Consider the following 19,645-nt stretch of genomic DNA (forward strand, 5'->3'; position numbering starts at 1 on the left):
TTGGTATCTTAATACTTTGATAGATGATTAATAAAGTTATCGGTTAATAGTTGTTTTATTTCGTTGCGGTCAATGTTTAAAACATAGTCTTTTAATTGTGTCATTTGTAATCCAGCGTAACCACAAGGATTAATGTTATTGAAAGGGGTAAGATCCATATCAATATTTAATGCCAGTCCATGTAGTGTGCAGCCTCGGTTTATATGCAAACCAAGCGAACATATTTTTTTATGATTAATATATACACCTGGAGCCTCTGCTTTTGTGTAGGCTATAATACCATAGTATGCTAAAGTTTGAATGACACAATTTTCTAAAAAACTCACCATATCACGAATGCCAATATTGCGTCTTCTTAAATCAATTAGGATATACATGATTTGTTGGCCGGGAGCATGATAAGTAATTTGACCGCCGCGATCAGTTTGAATAACAGGAATATTCGTATGATTTAATAAATGTTCAGCTTTACCCACTTTACCTTGGGTAAAGACGGGGTGATGTTCTACTAACCAAATTTCATCAGGTGTTTGTTCATTACGATTTTGGGTAAACTCATGCATATCTTGATAAGTTTGCATATAGGGAACAACGTGTAGGTCTTTGATGATAACATCATTAATGTTCATGATATTGCTTATTGTCATTGGTATTAACAAAAAATTTATAAATATATATCAGATTTTACTACAATTTGACAACTTGTAGATGATTTCGGTATAGACATTATAGCTATTTTTTTGTATTTATTCATTAGTAAAATTTGGTTTTTATCAAACAACTAACATTGTTTTAAATGTTACCATTGAAATAGTTGATTAATTTGATAGGAATTAACATTCTTTTCTAAGCTTTGGTTTGCTTTACTTTTTTTATGAAAATGGCAGACTGATGCAAATGAAACTCCATAATGCAGGATTGTAATTTATATAGTTATTTATAGCTAAGGATAGCAAATACTGCATTTTTTTTAACAAAAAAGAGGTTTTTATATGTCGGACATGCAAGTGAATGATATCGATCCCGTTGAAACACAAGATTGGCTCAAAAGTCTTGATTCAATTATTCGTGAAGAAGGTATCGAACGTGCACAATATATTATTGAACAAATAGTCAATAAAGCAAGAGATGGTGGTGTTCCACTACTTTTTGGTTCTTCAACAAGTAATTATGTCAATACAATTCCAGTAGAAGAACAACCTGCTTATCCTGGCGATTGGGAAATAGAAAGACGCATTCGTTCAATTGTTCGTTGGAATGCAATTATGATGGTGCTAAGGGCTTCAAAAAAAGATCTGGAACTTGGCGGTCATATGGCATCGTTTCAGTCTGCTGCTACATTTTATGAAGTTTGCTTTAATCATTTTTTCCGTGCACGCAACGAAAAAGATGGTGGTGACTTAATTTATTTCCAAGGACATATTTCACCGGGCGTTTATTCACGAGCATTTATTGAAGGTCGTTTAACCGAAGAGCAACTTGATAATTTTCGTCAAGAAGTACATGGAAAAGGACTACCTTCTTATCCTCATCCTAAATTACTCCCTGAATTTTGGCAATTCCCAACAGTATCAATGGGGCTTGGTCCTATTAGTGCTATTTATCAAGCTCGTTTTTTAAAATATTTAGAAAATCGTGGTCTAAAAGATACTTCTGAACAAACTGTCTATGCTTTCTTAGGCGATGGTGAGATGGATGAACCAGAATCAAAAGGTGCAATCACCCTTGCAACGCGTGAAAAGTTAGATAATTTGGTATTTGTTATCAACTGTAACTTACAACGATTAGATGGTCCAGTAACCGGTAATGGTAAAATTATTAATGAGCTTGAAGGCGTATTTGCTGGTGCAGGTTGGAATGTCATTAAAGTTCTGTGGGGTGATCGTTGGGATAAATTACTACAAAAAGATAAATCAGGTAAATTAATTCGTCTAATGAACGAAACGCTTGATGGCGATTATCAAACATTAAAATCAAAAGACGGTGCTTATGTTCGCGAGCATTTCTTTGGTAAATATCCTGAAACTGCAGAACTCGTTAAAGATATGTCTGATGAAGAAATCTTTAGATTAAACCGTGGTGGTCAAGATCCAGCTAAAATGTTTGCTGCATTCCAACGAGCCAAAGAAACTAAAGATCGCCCAACTGTTATTCTTGCTCATACCATTAAAGGTTATGGTATGGGGGCAGCAGCCGAAGCAAAAAATATTGCTCACCAAGTGAAAAAAATGAATATGGATGGTGTGCGTCATGTTCGTGATTTCTTCAATATTCCTGTAACAGATGAAGCACTTGAAAAATTACCTTATATCAAATTTGAGGAACACACGCCAGAATACAAATATATTCATGAACGTCGTAATGCATTACATGGCTATGTTCCATCAAGATTAACCAAATTCTCTGGTACGATCTCTATTCCATCATTAAGCGAATTTTCGTCATTACTTGAAGCACAATCAAAAGAAATTTCAACCACAATTGCGTTTGTCCGTGCACTTAACATCATGCTTAAGGATAAAGAATTAGCACCACGCTTAGTACCTATTTTGGCTGATGAAGCGCGTACTTTTGGTATGGAAGGCTTATTCCGTCAAATTGGGATTTATAATCCACATGGGCAACAATATACACCACAAGATAAAGAGCAAGTTGCTTATTATCGTGAAGACGAAAAAGGTCAAATTTTACAAGAAGGGATTAATGAATGTGGTGCAACGGCTTCATGGTTAGCTGCTGCGACATCATATAGCACCAATGATTTCCCAATGATTCCATTCTACATTTATTATTCTATGTTTGGTTTCCAACGTATTGGCGATTTAATGTGGGCAGCTGGCGATCAACAAGCACGCGGATTTATGATCGGTGGTACATCAGGTCGTACAACATTAAATGGTGAAGGCTTACAACATCAAGATGGTCACAGCCACATTCAATCATTAACCATACCTAACTGTATCTCATATGATCCTGCTTATGCTTATGAAGTTGCGGTTATTATGCAAGATGGTTTACGTCGTATGTATGGCGAACAAGAAAACGTTTACTACTATATTACAACACTCAATGAAAACTATGCACAGCCTGCAATGCCAGAAGGTGCAGAAGAAGGCATTCGTCGTGGTATTTATAAACTTGATACTGTTGAAGGTCAAAAAGGTAAACCGACTGTTCAGTTATTAGGTTCTGGTTCGATTTTACGTCATGTACGTGATGCGGCTGACATCTTAGCTAAAAACTATGGTATTAGTTCCGAAGTTTATAGTGTAACATCATTTACTGAACTTGCTCGTGATGGACAAGATTGTGAACGATACAATATGCTACATCCAAGTGAAACACCAAAAGTGCCTTATGTTGCACAAATTATGAATAACAATCCAGCAGTAGTTTCAACTGATTATATGAAAATTTTTGCTGAGCAAATTCGTGGATTTGTACCTGCTGAAAGTTATCGAGTGCTTGGTACTGACGGCTTTGGTCGCAGTGATAGCCGTGAAAATTTACGCCATCACTTTGAAGTTGATGCATCTTATGTTGTTGTTGCAGCATTGGGTGAACTTGCTAAACGTGGTGATATCGAAGTTAGCGTTGTTGAAGAAGCGATTAAAAAATTCGAAATCAATGCTGACAAACTTAATCCACGAATTGCATAAGAGGTTGTTATAATGAGTATTCAAATTAAATTACCAGATATTGGCGGTGATGAAGTCGAAGTGACCGAAATTCTAGTTAATGTTGGTGACAAAGTTGAAGCTGATCAGTCAATTATGACTGTCGAAGGTGATAAAGCATCAATGGAAATTCCAGCACCACAAGCCGGTATCGTTAAATCTATTTCGGTAAAAATTGGCGATAAAGTCCAAACAGGTGTGGACATTATGGTCTTTGATGAGCAGGGTGGTGCTGAGCCTGCGGCTTCAGCACAAGAAGCACCAAAAGTTGAAGTGACACCAACTGCTGCTGCAGCGAGCCAAACTGTTGATGTCAATGTGCCTGATATCGGTGGCGATGAAGTTGAAGTGACCGAAATTTTAGTAAAAGTTGGCGATACTATATCTGTTGATGATTCGTTAATTACCGTTGAAGGTGATAAAGCTTCAATGGAAGTACCCGCAACCATTGCCGGCACCGTTAAAAGTATCACAGTGAAAGTGGGCGATAAGGTGAAAACAGGTTCCAAAATTATGGAATTTGAAACCACAACTAGTGCAGCGCCAGCTACACAAACAGCGCCGGTCGCTCCAGCACCTGTTGCTGAAAAAGCCGCACCAGTGCCAACATCATCGCCTGTTACCGCACAATCAGCGCCTGTATCATCAGGCAATGACTTTGTTGAAAATGATGCTTATGCGCACGCAACACCATCAGTACGCCGTTTAGCGCGTGAATTTGGCGTAAATCTCGCTAAAGTCACCGCGACAGGTCCTAAAAACCGTATTTTGCGTGAAGACATTCAAGCCTACGTTAAAAACGCAGTTAAACAAGTTGAGAGTGGCGCTGCTGGTGGTGCATTACCTGGTTTATTACCATGGCCGAAAGTTGATTTTAGTAAATTTGGTGAAGTTGAAAGCCTACCATTAACTAAAATCCAAAAAGTATCAGGTGCAAATTTACACCGTAACTGGGTCATGATTCCACATGTGACTGAGTTTGATGAAACCGATATTACTGATTTAGAGGCATTCCGTAAGCAACAAAATGCAGAAGCTGATAAGAAGAAGCTTGACCTTAAGATCACACCTTTAGTGTTTATCATGAAGGCGGTAGCTAGCGCATTAACCGCGTATCCACGCTTTAATAGCTCATTATCTGAAGATGCTCAAACGCTAATTATCAAAAAATACATTAATATTGGTGTAGCTGTTGATACACCAAACGGTCTTGTTGTGCCAGTGTTTAAAGATGTTGATAAAAAAGGCATTGTTGAGCTTTCTCGAGAACTTGCGGCAATTTCTAAAAAAGCGCGTGAAGGTAAATTGACTGGTAGCGATATGCAAGGTGGATGTTTCACTATTTCTAGCCTTGGTGGTATTGGTACAACCTCGTTTACACCAATTGTCAATGCGCCAGAAGTGGGCATTTTAGGCGTATCTCGTTCTAGCATGAAACCAGTATGGAATGGCAAAGAGTTTACACCACGCTTAATGTTGCCTTTATCATTATCATTCGATCATCGTGTTATTGATGGTGCGGATGGTGCGCGCTTCTTAAGCCATATTGTTAACGTCTTATCCGACTTACGTCGTTTAGTGATGTAATTAAGGAGATCAAATTATGAGTCAAGATGTTAAAACACAAGTTGTGGTTTTAGGAGCAGGACCAGCGGGTTATTCCGCTGCGTTCCGCGCAGCCGACCTTGGACTAGATGTTACCCTTGTTGAACGTTATTCAACACTGGGTGGTGTCTGTTTAAATGTAGGCTGTATTCCATCAAAAGCATTACTTCATGTTGCTAAAGTAATGGATGAAGCAAAATCATTAACTGAACATGGTATCCATTTTGGTACCCCGAGACTTGAATTAGACAAAGTGCGTGGCTGGAAAGAAAAAGTCATTAGTCAGCTGACTAACGGACTTGCTGGCATGGCAAAAATGCGCAAAGTCAATGTGATTCAAGGTGAAGCTCAGTTTACTGGTAGCCATACTATGGAGGTGACTTCTTCAAAAGGGATCACTAAAATTACCTTTGATAATGCGATTATTGCAGCGGGTTCTCGTCCAATTAAGTTACCTTTTATTCCACATGATGATCCGCGTATTTGGGATTCAACAGATGCCTTAGCGCTAACTACCATTCCTAAAAAATTATTATTAATGGGTGGCGGAATTATTGGTCTTGAAATGGGGACTGTATACCATGCGTTAGGTTCAGAAGTCGATGTGGTTGAAATGTTTGACCAAGTGATCCCTGCTGCTGATAAAGATGTGATCAAAGTCTTTACTAAGCAGATCCAAAAGAAATTCACTTTACGATTAGAAACCAAAGTGACCACCGTTGAAGCCAAACATGATGCAATTTACGTCACCATGGAAAAGAAAGACGGCTCCACCGAAACCCATACTTATGATGCGGTATTAGTGGCGATTGGTCGTACGCCAAATGGTAAGTTAATTAGTGCAGAAAAAGCAGGTGTTAACGTTACTGATCGTGGATTTATCGAAGTGGATAAACAGATGCGCACTAACGTACCACACATTTATGCCATTGGTGATATTGTGGGTCAGCCAATGCTTGCGCATAAAGGTGTACACGAAGGGCATGTGGCAGCAGAAGTGATTGCTGGTAAAAAACACTTCTTCGATCCAAAAACCATTCCTTCTATTGCCTATACTGAACCTGAAGTGGCGTGGGTGGGCTTAACTGAAAAAGAAGCGAAAGAAAAAGGCATTGATTATGAAGTATCAATCTTCCCATGGGCTGCTTCAGGGCGCGCTATTGCTTCGGATTGTTCAGAAGGGATGACAAAACTCATCTTTAATAAAGCAGATAATCGCTTGCTAGGTGGTGCGGTTGTTGGCGTGAATGGCGGTGAATTACTAGGTGAAATCACCTTAGCTGTTGAAATGGGCTGTGATGCCGAAGATATTGCATTAACTATCCATGCTCACCCAACATTGCATGAATCGATCGGCTTAGCTTCTGAAATTTATGAAGGCTCAGTCACCGATTTACCTAATGCCAAAGCGAAGAAGAAATAGTTAATAAGTCATTTATTTACTTAGTAAAATGCCGTTAGCTCAAACTAACGGCATTTTTATTTGTCTTAAAATAATTTATTTTGTAAAAATTTTTCAGAAAATACTGTGTTTCAGTAAAAAAATAAAGACACGATTAAACTACTAAGCGCTAATCTTAATGAAATTGCAGGGAGAAGGAAGTAAGTTATTTAGCATGATTGTTTCCATAAATGACAGACCCTCACCAAAATATTATACAGTTCTTACTCTCTATAAATTGTTTATTTTGGTAATTGAAGAGGAATAGAATCACGTACAATAACAATCTTCTCCTCACAAATCCAACCAAAATTATTTAAACAGCATTATTTATATTAAGATGATAACGCTTAATTATAAATATTATCTCTATACATTCTTTAACTAAATCTAGGTGGCATTTAGCTAATATATTTGTGCTGATATCAATAGTTTTGTTCAAAGCTATATAGGGTTAGTTTAATTTGGCGCTAACAGTTATTAATTAGAGTTAAAGTTTAATTTTGTTTAGTAAAAATATTTGAATCTGACGCGGGCACCATAACGCTCATCGGTACTATCCCCATGTGATTTACTTCTATCTAAAAGTGACCAATAAGCGCCTAAATAAATATTAAAATTATCCATATCCAATACATTATCAATTAAGTAGGAAGCATTAACAGTGTGAATTTTATATTTGCCTTTACCGATAATATGCCCGTTTTTGAGACGATTTTCTGGGTTAAATTTTTTAATATTATTATTAGCATAATAGTAACCTAAACCGATTTTTTCCCAGATAATATCAGTACCAATAGTCATATCATCTTCGTCTTTAGCATTCATATAGGCAAAGCTAGTATTTATTTTTAATCCTTTATTGGTTACCTCCCAATCTCTTTCACTATTCCAAGAGAATGTTGCACCATAACCTGTCCTTTGAGATTGATCTCGGAACTTTTTATTATTATCGTAATAACCATAAGCGTTTTTCACAACATTAGTTTCAGCTGCAATTGCTGTAGAAAAACTATCATTTTTCCAGAATAAAACAGGGCGAATATAGACTACATTTTTCTTTTTCTCAATGTTATAACCATGATAGGTTGATTTATTAAACATTGTTTCGCCATTATTAATCAAAGTATTTAATTCAAAATTAAAATTATCAAAAAAAAGTTTATTAAATTGAATACTGCCTCCATTTTTACTGCGTCCTCGACCTTCTTTCATCATGTAGATGTAACCAAAGCCATCTTCATAAAGATCATTAGCGGTATTGCCTGAATATTCAATAAATGTATCTTGTCCTAGCGGGAACATGTCATAAGCTTCATAGCGTCCTAGCTTAACACTCCAATCTTGTTTTTGTCCAAAATAGAACGCAGCATCATCCAGATTCATATCGCCACTTAAATCAGCCAAGGGTTGCACTACAAATCCCGCAAAATTCTTATTATTGATTTCGCGATAGCCATCTAACCCAATCAATATTCGACCATTAATATCCCAGCGATCTTTATCAGCAGGGGTATTTTTTTTATCTGCTGTTGCTTTTAATGAGCTAAGTTGTTGTTTACTGCTGGCTGCATCAACATTGAATTCAATATCACCATATAGTTTTAGCTGCCCTTGCTGTGTATCCCATTGAATTGCGGCGTTAGCCATTGAACTTAATCCAATTAAACTGAGTATAAACACTTTCTTCATAAAATAACTCCTTAAATATTTTAACTATATCATGATTAATTGTTATGTATGCAATAACAATTAATTGGATATTTATTGATATTTACTATGTAAATCAAAAGTATTTATTAGTGATATCGTTTTTATTTGGTGATGTTATATGGTGGGTAGATTTTTTTAAACACTAAAAATGTATTTTTGTGACACGAGTAACATTTTTAGCATATTGATTTATCTTGAATTAAAAATACTCTTTTTTTGACGAATTTCCTTTGACATTGTAAGGATAATCCGAAACTATATTTTAAAAGCAATTAAGTATATAATGCCCCACAAATTTAATTAATTTCTATCATTTAAAAGATACTTTTATGAAATCTTCAATTATCAGTAAGTTAGAAACGCTACAAGAGCGTTATGAAGAAGTTCAAGCATTATTGTCTGATGCTTCGGTTATCGCCGATCAAAATCGCTTTCGCACACTTTCTAAAGAATATTCACAGTTAACGGGAGTGGTTAAGTGTTTTTCTGATTGGAAGCAAACACAAGAGGATATTGAGACAGCTAAAATGATGCTATCCGATCCTGAAATGAGCGAAATGGCACAAGAGGAACTAAACGAAGCATTAAGCCGAATTGAAGAGCAAGAAAAGCAACTACAAGTGCTATTACTACCGAAAGATCCAAATGACGATTACAACTGCTTTGTGGAAGTGAGAGCGGGAACGGGTGGCGATGAAGCCGCTATTTTTGCTGGTGACTTAGCCCGAATGTATACACGCTATGCTGAATCTCGCAATTGGCGCGTTGAAATTATGAGCGCAAATGATGGTGAGCATGGTGGCTATAAAGAAGTTATTATGTTAGTAAGTGGTGATGGTGTTTATGGTCATTTGAAGTTTGAATCGGGAGGACATCGTGTTCAACGTGTGCCAGAAACGGAGTCGCAAGGTCGTATTCATACATCTGCTTGTACCGTCGCTGTTTTGCCCGAAGTGCCTGAAGCTGAAATGCCCGAAATTAACCCAGCTGATTTAAAAATTGATACTTATCGTTCATCTGGTGCTGGTGGTCAACATGTTAATACGACTGATTCGGCCATTCGTATTACCCATCTACCGACTGGTATTGTGGTTGAGTGCCAAGATGAGCGCTCACAACATAAAAACAGAGCTAAGGCGATGTCAGTTTTAGCCGCACGAATTCAAGATGCGGAACTACGTAAGCGCCAACAAGAAGAGGCTTCAACACGTCGAAATCTATTAGGTTCTGGTGATCGTTCAGATAGAATTAGAACCTATAACTATCCACAAGGTCGAGTTACCGATCATCGAATTAACCTAACGCTTTATCGTTTAGACGAAGTGATGGAAGGGAAATTAGAGATGCTAATCGATCCTATTGTACAAGAATATCAAGCAGATCAACTAGCCGCTTTATCGGAACAAGATGAATGACTTACTTAGAATGGCTTAAGTGTGCATCTCAAACCTTAACAGATAGTGAAAGCCCAAAACGAGATGCTGAAATTTTGCTGAGTTTTGTGACGCAAAAAACACGAACATTTTTAATGGCGTTTAGTGAAACACCACTTACTGATGATGAATTGATAGCTCTATCTGAATGCTTAAAACGCAGGCAAAACGGTGAACCTATCGCTTATATTACTGGCGAAAAAGAGTTTTGGTCTTTGAAGTTTAATGTTTCTAATGCCACGTTAATACCGAGACCCGATACCGAAAAATTAGTCGAATTGGGTTTAGAGTATCTGCCTAAAGTGCCATGCGAAGTGTTGGATCTTGGTACCGGTACTGGTGCAATAGTTATTGCCATGGCAACTGAGCGTCAAGACTGTTTATTTACCGCAATTGAAAAAAATAAAGATGCGCTAATTTTAGCTCAACAAAATGCAGCCCACATTGGAGTAAACAATGTCTATTTTTTACAAGGTGACTGGTATAAACCAATTAAAAACAGAAAATTTTCGATGATTGTCAGTAATCCGCCTTATATCGAACCAACAGACTTTCACTTATCACAAGGTGATGTGCGTTATGAACCAAGAAGCGCACTAGTTTCAGAAGATGAAGGTTTAGCTGATATTAAACTCATTGTACAAGGTGCAACTAAGCATTTAAATCAATATGGTTGGTTACTGATAGAACATGGTTGGAAACAAGGCGAGGCAGTGCAAACCATTTTTAAACAACACGGATTTCAATTAGTAGAAACCTTCACCGACTATAGCGGTAATGATAGAGTTACACTAGGTCGCTGGTTTAAACCTTAATTAGGAAAATTTTATGATGCAGCAAAAAAAAGTAAATGTTGGTGATATTACTGTCGCCAATGATCTACCTTTTGTACTATTTGGTGGTATGAATGTACTTGAATCTCGCGATTTGGCAATGAGAATTTGTGAACATTATGTTACCGTCACTAATAAACTGAATATCCCTTATATTTTTAAAGCGTCTTTCGATAAAGCGAATCGCTCATCAATCCATTCTTATCGTGGACCAGGCTTAGAAGAAGGGCTTAAAATCTTCCAAGAGCTTAAACAACAGTTTGGCATTAAAATTATTACCGATGTCCATACCGAAGCGCAATGTCAACCTGTTGCCGATGTGGTTGATGTGATTCAATTACCAGCCTTTTTAGCAAGACAAACTGATCTCGTTGTTGCAATGGCTAAGACAGGTGCGGTAATTAATGTCAAGAAACCGCAATTTGTCAGTCCTGGGCAAATGGGCAATATTGTTGAAAAATTTGAAGAGGCAGGCAATAATCAAATCATCCTTTGTGATCGCGGTAGTTGTTTTGGTTATGACAATTTAGTAGTGGATATGCTTGGTTTTAACATTATGAAAAAAGCCAGCAAAGGTTCGCCCGTTATTTTTGATGTTACTCATGCTCTGCAATGTCGTGATCCAATGGGCGCAGCATCTGGCGGGCGTCGTGGTCAAGTGACTGAGCTTGCGCGTTCAGGTATGGCTGTTGGTATTGCAGGTCTCTTCTTAGAATCGCATCCCGATCCAATCCATGCAAAATGTGATGGCCCATCAGCATTACCACTAGCAAAACTAGAACCTTTCTTAAAACAGATGAAAGCCATTGATGAGCTAGTAAAAGGTTTTGAAGAAATTGATACTGAAAATTAAAAATTGATATATTTTCTATAATTTGAAAGAATGTGTAATTCATTGTGGATGACACATTCTTATTTATAGTTAATAAAAAGAGAAATTTGAGTGATTTCTTTTTTTACTGCATTTTTTAACCGCATTATTTACTTTTCTTCCCTGTTTTTTCACATTGAAATCTATTCTTGTTTTTATATCTTAAATATTAATAACAATACTCACGATTGTCTTAAAACTAATCTATTATTTTTTTTAGTAAAAAAAGGTGTGATTTTATCTTAAAATTCGCTTAAAAAATGATTGTTTTGGTGACTTTGATCACGATTTTAGATAGTTTAATTTGCTAGATAAAATATGTTTATGCATTATAAAACTACATATTACAGCCTATTTTGCAATTTATGAACTTTTTATCGAACTACATTAGTGTTAAATAGGCTTAAAAAAATAATGTGTCTTTCAAATTTTAAGGTAAATATTAATTTGTACTTTGACTTACTCATGTAAGTTAGATCTTGAAAAATTTATTTATTAATTAAATAGAATAATTTTAGGGAAATAAAGATGAATACCTATAATGCACAAATAATCCCTCGACCAGCTAATCTTTTAACTAAACTGATTTGTTCTGTCTCTGTGTTAGTGAGTGTAACGCCTGTTTATGCTATCTATGAAAACAATTTTGTAGATGATGCTTCATTAACAGGTAATGTCTTTTTTTGGAATCGTGATCGTGATCGTAAAGATATCGAAACGGATAAATATAAAAGCAATATTAGGCAATCAACCTTTAATAGTAATTTGGATTTTCGTTCTGGATATATTGCCAATAGATTTGCTATCGAGCTAGGCGGTTATGGCGCATGGGAGGTGAGTAATGGTGGCAATGGTCATCCAAATGAGATTGGGTTTAGTGGTGCAAACACGCGTTGGGATGAAGATTGGAAGAAAGATGTCAGTGGGCTTAGTTTTTATAAAGCACAAGCGAATTTTAAGATTGATGAATTATTTTGGCTGAAAGCAGGTTATATTCAACCTTCTGGACAAACGTTACTGGCACCTCATTGGAGTTTATTACCGGGTACTTATCGTGGGTTTGAATTGGGTTCTACCCTTGATTTTGATACAGCTGGTGCATTATCGATGTCATACATGTGGACAGATAAATATAAAGCGCCATGGTATAAAAGGCTCTATGAATTCAAACAATGGGGCGCGGGTAAAAAAATTGATTATTTACATTCTGCTGGCTTGAAGTATGACTTCAAAAATAATTTAGTATTAGAAAGTGCATTTGGCCAAGCGCACAATTATATGGACCAATTTTTTGGCAAAGTATCTTATAGAACAGAAGTGTTTGATAGCCCGCTGACCATGAGTTACCAATTTTATGGTGCCAAAGATCAATCCCATCAAGGCAAAGATGTTTACGATGGCTTAGCATGGTTGCAAGCGGCAACATTAGGTTATCAAGTTGGTCCAATTGGTCTGCGACTTGAAGGTGTTGCGGTTAAAGCTAATGGAGAGCAGGGATTCTTTTTGCAACGAATGACACCTGATTATGCTTCATCAAATGGTCGTTTAGATGTTTGGTGGAATTCGCGTTCAGACTTTAATGCCAATGGCGAAAAAGCCGTGTTTGCTGAAGTGACTTATGATTTAAGTAATCTATCTTACTCTTTAGCAGGCTGGAAAACCGGTGCTTCTTATGCTTATGGATGGAACGCAAAACCAAGCACTAATCGACAATTCAATCAAAAACAACGTTTGATTGAATCAGCATATAACTTTGATTTAGGGTATACCGTGCAAGAAAGTTGGGCAAAAGATACGGCTTTCCAATTGCACTATACCAAATATAACAATCACTCAAATAGTATACCAAGCTGGGGCGGTGGATATGGGAATATCTTTCAAGATGAGCGAGATATCAAATTTATTGTCACAATTCCATTCACTGTTTTTAGTGCTCAACAAAAATAGGTAAAAATGATGAAAAAGATAAAAACAGCAATATTAGCCACTTCAATTGCTTCTTTGTTAAGTATGGGAGCAACCCAATCTGTTTTTGCTTCGCAACAAATTGTTGACTCAATGAGTTCACAACTCAATGTTAAATATGAGGTAATAGACAATCAAGCGGGGGCTCATGGTGTAAATTGTTCAGCTTTAGGTGCTGATTGGGCTGCTTGTAACAAAGTGCTCATTTCGCTAAAGAATAATGGTCCGGCAATCAAGGATAAGGATTGGGCTATTTATTTTAATAATATCCGTATGATTTTAGCGGTAAATAATGAACAGTTCAAAATAACCCATATTACTGGCGATCTTCATAAAATCGAACCAACAGAAAAATTCACCTCGATTCCCGCTCATTCAACCATCAATATTCCCATAATTGGTGAATATTGGATGGTAAGTGAAAGTGATTTAATGCCTCGTTGGTATATCACATCAAGTCATGCTAAACCAAAGATCATTGCTAATACTAACACGGGGACTGACAATTTATCGGCTTTTGTTGCACCAATTCAACAAAACTGGAAAAGAACCGCCGATGATCACAATACATTAATGACGCCGAATACTCGTTTCCAATATAATTCGGATATTAAGAAATTATCGGCTGAATCACTCCGCGGGCAAATTTTGCCAACACCTGCAAAAATGACATTAGGAAAAGAAGATATAACAATTGGCCAGCAAGGAGTGAATCTAATACTTAATGACTTAAATCAAGAAAGCTTAACAATTTTAAACACGGCGTTTAACGCGTTAGGTATTCCCGTTACTCAAAATGGTTATAAAATAAAAGCGACAATTGCTCCTGAACAATTTAAACAAGGGCAATTGGGGGGGTATCAATTAGATATTAAAAAAGATGAGGCTTTAATAGTAGCTTACGACGAAAGCGGTATTTTTTATGCTGTACAATCCATTTTATCATTGATTCCCGTAAACGAACTTAAAACAATCCCAACACTAAATGTATTTGATTCCCCACGTTTTGCTTATCGCGGTATTATGCTCGATATTGGTCGTAATTTTAAATCTAAAGCATCCATAATGCGCTTATTGGACCAAATGGCAAAATATAAACTAAATAAGTTTCATTTTCACCTCAGTGATGACGAAGGATGGCGAATTGAAATTCCAGACCTACCTGAACTCACCGATATTGGCAGCAAACGTTGCCATGATCTTACTGAGCAAAGTTGTTTATTACCGCAATTAGGTTCGGGTCCCGAAAGTAATACGACAGGATCGGGATTTTTAAGTCGTCAAGACTATATTGATATTGTCAAATATGCCAAAGCACGCTTTATCGAGGTTATTCCTGAAATTGATATGCCCGCTCATGCCAGAGCAGCAATTGTATCAATGGAAGCACGTTATAAACGTTTAATGGCAGAAGGAAAAGAGGCGCAAGCTAATGAGTTTCGACTAGTTGATCCAACCGATACTTCTAATACCACAACAGTACAATTTTATAATCGTTTAAGTTATTTAAATCCTTGCCTTGATTCATCTAAACGTTTTGTCAATAAAATCATAGATGAAATAACTAAAATGCATATTGAAGCTGGCCAACCACTTCACACTTGGCATTTTGGTGGTGATGAGGCTAAAAATATTCGTTTAGGCGCAGGTTATCAAGATCTACAAGCAAAAGATAAAACTGATGCTAAAGGAACGATAGATCAAAGCATAGAAGATCATCCATGGGCAAAATCTCAAGCCTGCCAAACCTTTGTGTCAAAAGGAAAGGTAAAAGATATTGAACATTTACCGAGTTATTTTGCACAACAAGTTAGTACGATAATAAAATCTCATGGCATTAACCATATGCAAGCATGGCAAGATGGCATGAAATATGCTGATAATGCAAAATCTTTTGCGGTTGATAAAGTGACAGTTAACTTTTGGGACACATTATATTGGGGCGGTTTTGACTCTGTAAATGAATGGAGCAATAAAGGTTATCAAGTGATCATTTCTAATCCTGATTATGTTTATTTAGATATGCCATATGAAGTCAATCCAAAAGAGAGTGGTTATTATTGGGCTACCCGTTTTAATGATGAACGAAAAATATTTAGTTTCGCACCAAATAATTTGCCACAAAATGCAGAAACTTCTGTTGATCGCGATGGTAATCCATTTACGGCTAAAGGGACAATGAATTGGTCTGGCGCGTATGGCATATCTGCTCAGATTTGGACTGAAGATATTCGGACAGATAAAAAAATGGAATACATGACATTCCCTCGTTTGTTGGCCGTCGCTGAAAGAGCTTGGCATCAGGCCGATTGGGAAATTGACTACCAAAAAGATCGTGAATTTGCTCAAGGAACAACGCATTATGTTGATCAACAACAATTACTTAATGATTGGATTCGATTCGCAAATTTAGTGGGGCAGCGTGAACTGCAAAAACTGGATTTAGCTAGTATAGATTATCGCTTGCCTGTTCCAGGTGCTAAAATTGAAAACGGTCAATTAGTAGCAAATATTGTGTTTCCTGGTTTAACCATTGAATATTCAACCAATCAAGGTAAAAATTGGTATCGCTACACTGAACCAGTAGGCATTAGAAAAGGCGAAACAGTCTCTGTTCGTAGCGTATCGCCCAATCACAAAAGAACGAGTCGTATAGAAGAATTGAAATAGATTAAGTTAATTCAAATATTCTTATCCGTTATTTAACGGATAAGAATAAGAAGAGCAAAGTATATTGATAAACTTAATGAAGTGTTTCCATGAGTTCATTATCATCAAAATCGTCATCACTTCCATCTTCAAAATAAGTGCCCCAACCATCATAATTGACGCCAAATTGGGCAGTAAGGTTGATGATTTCGGCAATTTGCGCATTGATTAATTCAGCTTTGAGCGGACTTTCAGTAACGATATCAAAAGCGATAACAACGTTGCCCGCATCATCGACATCTTCATCGGGATCGGTTGCTTCATAACCTAACTTATAAGCTTCTACTGCTACTTTTTCTAGTTTATCAAAATTTTGTGATGAAACATGGTGTTCAATAATATAAAGCGCATGAGGATCGCTACCATCTTCTAACAGTTCTTCAATAATAGCGTTAGTATCTTGCTGAGCAAGAATAATTTGATCTTTCATAATATACCTTTTAGTGGTCATGCAAATTGTGTGGTATATTACACGTTTCAAAATAATTTTCGAGAAAAAAGTGATTGTTGATTTACATTCTCATACTACAGCATCAGATGGTGTGTTAACGCCCAGCGATCTTGTCAAAAGAGCGGTGGATAACCAAATTGCTATTTTGGCTATTACCGATCATGATACCGTTAAAGGCTTACCTGAAGCTCAACAAACAATTGCTAATGAAAATTTGCCTGTTAAATTAGTTTGTGGTGTTGAAATATCTACGACTTGGAAGAATAACGAAATCCATATTGTGGGTTTAAATATTGATATTGAGCATCCTCAATTATTGACACTGTTATCCTCACAAGAGCAAGGCCGAATTAATCGGGCGTTAGCAATAAGCCAAAAATTGGCAAAGGTTAGTATCGAAAATGCTTATCAACAAGCACAACAATTTGCGAAAGGTGACATTGTTTCGCGCGCCCATTTTGCGAGATTTTTAGTCGCTAACGGCTATGTTAAGGACATCAAACGCGCATTTAAAAAGTACCTAGGTAAAGGAGGGTATGCTTATGTGCCTGCAACATGGTGTCGCATTGCTGATGCGGTTAATGCCATTCACATGGCCGGAGGGCAAGCGGTGCTTGCACATCCAAGTCGTTATGATTTAACTTTAACAAAATTGAAATTATTACTGAGTGAATTTAAAGCTTGTGGTGGCGATGCCATTGAGGTTTCGCAAAGCAGGCAAACGCAAGATGATTTACATCGATTAGCTAAATTAGCCAATGAATTTGACATGTTAGCATCGCAAGGTTCAGATTTTCATGATTTAGTTAATTATTTGGATTTAGGCAAAACAACGCCATTGCCAGGTAGCGTTACGCCAATTTGGCATAATTGGCAATACTAATTAAATTAGGATTAAATGGTTTTATATTTGCGTTTCATCAAAAGATTGACGGCATTGATCTCAATATTGAAAAAGAGATTAACGATTAATTATAGAAGAAAATTATGAGCCAAACTTTTTATATTCACCCAGATAATCCTCAAATGCGATTATTAGATCAAGTTGTTAAAATATTAAATGGCGGTGGCGTTATCGCTTTTCCGACTGATTCTGGGTATTCCTTAGGTTGCTTACTGGATAACAAACATGGCGTTGATCGCATCTGCCAAATTCGTCAGCTGGATAAAAATCACAACTTTACTTTAATGTGCCGTGATCTTTCTGAGCTATCTTGCTATGCTTTTGTTGATAACACGACTTTTCGATTATTAAAAAATAATACACCGGGTAAATATGTGTTTATTTTACAAGCCAGTAAAGATGTACCGCGTCGATTAATGAACGAAAAACGTAAAACCATTGGGCTACGTATTCCAGATAATAAAATTGATTTAGCGTTACTTGAATTATTAGGTCAACCATTAATGACCGCAACGTTAATTTTACCTAATGATGATCAAGCGCAATCCGATCCCGACGAAATAGAAGATAAAATCGGCCATCAACTTGATGCGATTGTGCACGGAGGCTATATAGGTGAGCAACCCACCACCGTGGTTGATTTAACGAATGACTATCCAGAAATTATTCGTCAAGGAAGTGGAGACACTAAACCATTCGAATAAATGACCGTTTTTTATTGTCAACATTCAGACAATAAAGTGAAGAGAAAAATGATACCTGAGAAGGTAACAGCGAGGATAATATGAAAAATAGCAAATCTGCATTCCCACAACGAGGCAAAAAGTTAACTAGTATTAAAGCTAAAGAAAGCCAATCTTATGAAAAAATGAAAGCGTTAAGTACACCAAATGCGACTCGCAAGACTTCGGCACATGATAATACTGAAAAACTACAAAAAGTCTTAGCCAATTTAGGTAATGGATCACGCCGCGAAATTGAAGCCATGATTATAGCTGGTAAAATCAGTGTGGATGGTAAAATAGCCACTTTAGGTGATCGCGTTGATGTGAATGCAAACCCTAAAATACGTATCAATGGGCACTTGGTTCAGCTTAGAAGCAAAGAAAAAGAAATTTGTCGCGTGCTCGCTTATTACAAACCGGAAGGCGAAATTTGCTCTCGCCATGATCCACAAGGTCGGGCCACTGTTTTTGAACGTTTGCCTAGATTAAAAAATGCTCGCTGGGTAAATATTGGCAGACTTGATATTAATACATCGGGTTTATTATTATTTACAACAGATGGTGAATTAGCTAATCGCTTAATGCATCCAAGGCACGAAATTGAGCGCGAATATGCTGTGCGTGTATTTGGTAATGTGACTGATCAGCAGATTAATCAGCTCCGTAAAGGAATACAACTAGAAGATGGCCCAGCCTCATTTCAATCAATAAAAGCGCAAGGCGGAGATGGGCTTAACCAATGGTTTAATGTTGTGATAACTGAAGGACGTAATCGCGAAGTGCGCAGAATGTGGGAAGCTATCGAGGTGCAAGTTAGCCGATTATTGCGTATTCGTTATGGCAATATCACTTTACCTAAAGGATTATCGCGTGGAACTTGGATGGAACTGGGCATTGACTCAGTCAATTACTTACGTGAACTAGTCGGTTTACCACCAGAAGCCAAAAGCTTTACAACAAGTTCATCCTCTGACAAACGAATAGTAAGACCTAAGCGTGTAAAATTTAATCAACAGACTAAAACTACTCGTCAAAAAGCAACCCGAAAATAACCTTTATAGATAGGAAAATGCCGAGTGGTTTACACGTCAAGATTAAAATAATTTGTTAAAAACTCATAAGGCGTTTTTATCCAAAATCGCTTTATGTGGTTTAATCTTATTATAAAAGTAAATAAATTGCTTAAACTTTTGTTGGCAAGCGGTTTTTTTGAATGCTTGATTGATACGTTGTTTATTACGCGTTTTACCTCATAGTTACTACAAATTCTCAATTAATTACGAAACGGTATAGAATCCTGAATATTTTTTACAAAAAA

Annotated in this window: 14 protein-coding genes; 11 read left to right on the forward strand and 3 right to left on the reverse strand. The window is 36.8% G+C overall.

Annotation, left to right across the window (positions count from 1 at the left end):
- Positions 1-8: 8 nt before the first annotated feature.
- Positions 9-629: a lipoyl(octanoyl) transferase LipB gene (gene lipB / locus A9G22_RS01005; RefSeq protein ID WP_075508167.1), complete on the reverse strand. Its 621-nt coding sequence runs from the start codon at positions 627-629 to the stop codon at positions 9-11.
- Between the two features lie 363 nt (positions 630-992).
- On the opposite strand from lipB, the gene aceE reads away from it, so the two are divergent.
- Genes aceE through lpdA form a run of 3 tightly spaced genes read left to right on the forward strand, consistent with a single transcriptional unit; the run spans position 993 to position 6,705 of the window.
- Positions 993-3,659, forward strand: a complete 2,667-nt coding sequence (gene aceE, locus A9G22_RS01010; protein ID WP_065585788.1) for a pyruvate dehydrogenase (acetyl-transferring), homodimeric type — start codon at positions 993-995, stop codon at positions 3,657-3,659.
- 12 nt (positions 3,660-3,671) lie between these two features.
- The gene (gene aceF / locus A9G22_RS01015) at positions 3,672-5,264 is read left to right on the forward strand and encodes a pyruvate dehydrogenase complex dihydrolipoyllysine-residue acetyltransferase (protein ID WP_082264473.1); all 1,593 of its coding nucleotides are present in this window, start codon (positions 3,672-3,674) and stop codon (positions 5,262-5,264) included.
- A gap of 16 nt (positions 5,265-5,280) precedes the next feature.
- Positions 5,281-6,705: a dihydrolipoyl dehydrogenase gene (gene lpdA, locus A9G22_RS01020; protein ID WP_075508168.1), complete on the forward strand. Its 1,425-nt coding sequence runs from the start codon at positions 5,281-5,283 to the stop codon at positions 6,703-6,705.
- Between the two features lie 525 nt (positions 6,706-7,230).
- Here the strand turns inward: lpdA and A9G22_RS01025 are convergent.
- Positions 7,231-8,415, reverse strand: a complete 1,185-nt coding sequence (locus tag A9G22_RS01025; RefSeq protein WP_065585790.1) for a carbohydrate porin — start codon at positions 8,413-8,415, stop codon at positions 7,231-7,233.
- Positions 8,416-8,765: 350 nt separating this feature from the next.
- On the opposite strand from A9G22_RS01025, the gene prfA reads away from it, so the two are divergent.
- From prfA to A9G22_RS01050, 5 genes are all read left to right on the forward strand, one after another.
- The gene (prfA, locus tag A9G22_RS01030; RefSeq protein ID WP_075508169.1) at positions 8,766-9,851 is read left to right on the forward strand and encodes a peptide chain release factor 1; all 1,086 of its coding nucleotides are present in this window, start codon (positions 8,766-8,768) and stop codon (positions 9,849-9,851) included.
- Positions 9,848-10,684, forward strand: a complete 837-nt coding sequence (prmC, locus tag A9G22_RS01035) for a peptide chain release factor N(5)-glutamine methyltransferase (RefSeq protein WP_065585792.1) — start codon at positions 9,848-9,850, stop codon at positions 10,682-10,684. The genes prfA and prmC overlap by 4 nt, the downstream gene beginning before the upstream one ends.
- Before the next feature lie 16 nt (positions 10,685-10,700).
- Positions 10,701-11,555, forward strand: a complete 855-nt coding sequence (gene kdsA / locus A9G22_RS01040; RefSeq protein WP_065585877.1) for a 3-deoxy-8-phosphooctulonate synthase — start codon at positions 10,701-10,703, stop codon at positions 11,553-11,555.
- 546 nt (positions 11,556-12,101) lie between these two features.
- A complete protein-coding gene (locus A9G22_RS01045; protein ID WP_081296881.1) occupies positions 12,102-13,520 on the forward strand; it encodes an OprD family outer membrane porin in 1,419 nt (472 codons plus the stop codon).
- A gap of 9 nt (positions 13,521-13,529) precedes the next feature.
- Positions 13,530-16,208: a beta-N-acetylhexosaminidase gene (locus A9G22_RS01050; RefSeq protein ID WP_075508170.1), complete on the forward strand. Its 2,679-nt coding sequence runs from the start codon at positions 13,530-13,532 to the stop codon at positions 16,206-16,208.
- Between the two features lie 73 nt (positions 16,209-16,281).
- Here the strand turns inward: A9G22_RS01050 and rraB are convergent, their stop codons facing one another.
- Entirely contained in the window at positions 16,282-16,677 is a 396-nt protein-coding gene (gene rraB / locus A9G22_RS01055) for a ribonuclease E inhibitor RraB (RefSeq protein WP_065585794.1), read from the reverse strand.
- A 19-nt stretch (positions 16,678-16,696) separates the two neighbouring features.
- On the opposite strand from rraB, the gene rnm reads away from it, so the two are divergent.
- The 3 genes from rnm to rluB all read left to right on the forward strand — a co-directional run bounded on the left by rnm (position 16,697) and on the right by rluB (position 19,379).
- A complete protein-coding gene (rnm, locus tag A9G22_RS01060) occupies positions 16,697-17,581 on the forward strand; it encodes an RNase RNM (protein ID WP_075508171.1) in 885 nt (294 codons plus the stop codon).
- Positions 17,582-17,685: 104 nt separating this feature from the next.
- Positions 17,686-18,306 (forward strand): L-threonylcarbamoyladenylate synthase, encoded by a 621-nt coding sequence (locus A9G22_RS01065; protein ID WP_075508172.1) that lies wholly within the window; start codon positions 17,686-17,688, stop codon positions 18,304-18,306.
- A 164-nt stretch (positions 18,307-18,470) separates the two neighbouring features.
- Positions 18,471-19,379 carry a 23S rRNA pseudouridine(2605) synthase RluB gene (gene rluB, locus A9G22_RS01070; RefSeq protein ID WP_075508224.1) on the forward strand — a complete coding sequence of 303 codons (909 nt, stop codon included), beginning with the start codon at positions 18,471-18,473 and terminating at the stop codon, positions 19,377-19,379.
- The last annotated feature ends 266 nt before the right edge of the window (positions 19,380-19,645 follow it).

It is taken from the genome of Gilliamella sp. App2-1 (assembly GCF_001690255.1).
GTDB lineage: Bacteria > Pseudomonadota > Gammaproteobacteria > Enterobacterales > Orbaceae > Gilliamella > Gilliamella apicola_G.

Excerpts from the sequence above, each read along its gene's own strand:
- lipB (WP_075508167.1), bottom strand. The coding sequence starts at position 629 with ATGAACATTAATGATGTTATCATCAAAGACCTACACGTTGTTCCCTAT.
- aceE (WP_065585788.1), top strand. The coding sequence starts at position 993 with ATGTCGGACATGCAAGTGAATGATATCGATCCCGTTGAAACACAAGAT.
- aceF (WP_082264473.1), top strand. The coding sequence starts at position 3,672 with ATGAGTATTCAAATTAAATTACCAGATATTGGCGGTGATGAAGTCGAA.
- lpdA (WP_075508168.1), top strand. The coding sequence starts at position 5,281 with ATGAGTCAAGATGTTAAAACACAAGTTGTGGTTTTAGGAGCAGGACCA.
- A9G22_RS01025 (WP_065585790.1), bottom strand. The coding sequence starts at position 8,415 with ATGAAGAAAGTGTTTATACTCAGTTTAATTGGATTAAGTTCAATGGCT.
- prfA (WP_075508169.1), top strand. The coding sequence starts at position 8,766 with ATGAAATCTTCAATTATCAGTAAGTTAGAAACGCTACAAGAGCGTTAT.
- prmC (WP_065585792.1), top strand. The coding sequence starts at position 9,848 with ATGACTTACTTAGAATGGCTTAAGTGTGCATCTCAAACCTTAACAGAT.
- kdsA (WP_065585877.1), top strand. The coding sequence starts at position 10,701 with ATGCAGCAAAAAAAAGTAAATGTTGGTGATATTACTGTCGCCAATGAT.
- A9G22_RS01045 (WP_081296881.1), top strand. The coding sequence starts at position 12,102 with ATGAATACCTATAATGCACAAATAATCCCTCGACCAGCTAATCTTTTA.
- A9G22_RS01050 (WP_075508170.1), top strand. The coding sequence starts at position 13,530 with ATGAAAAAGATAAAAACAGCAATATTAGCCACTTCAATTGCTTCTTTG.
- rraB (WP_065585794.1), bottom strand. The coding sequence starts at position 16,677 with ATGAAAGATCAAATTATTCTTGCTCAGCAAGATACTAACGCTATTATT.
- rnm (WP_075508171.1), top strand. The coding sequence starts at position 16,697 with ATGCAAATTGTGTGGTATATTACACGTTTCAAAATAATTTTCGAGAAA.
- A9G22_RS01065 (WP_075508172.1), top strand. The coding sequence starts at position 17,686 with ATGAGCCAAACTTTTTATATTCACCCAGATAATCCTCAAATGCGATTA.
- rluB (WP_075508224.1), top strand. The coding sequence starts at position 18,471 with ATGAAAGCGTTAAGTACACCAAATGCGACTCGCAAGACTTCGGCACAT.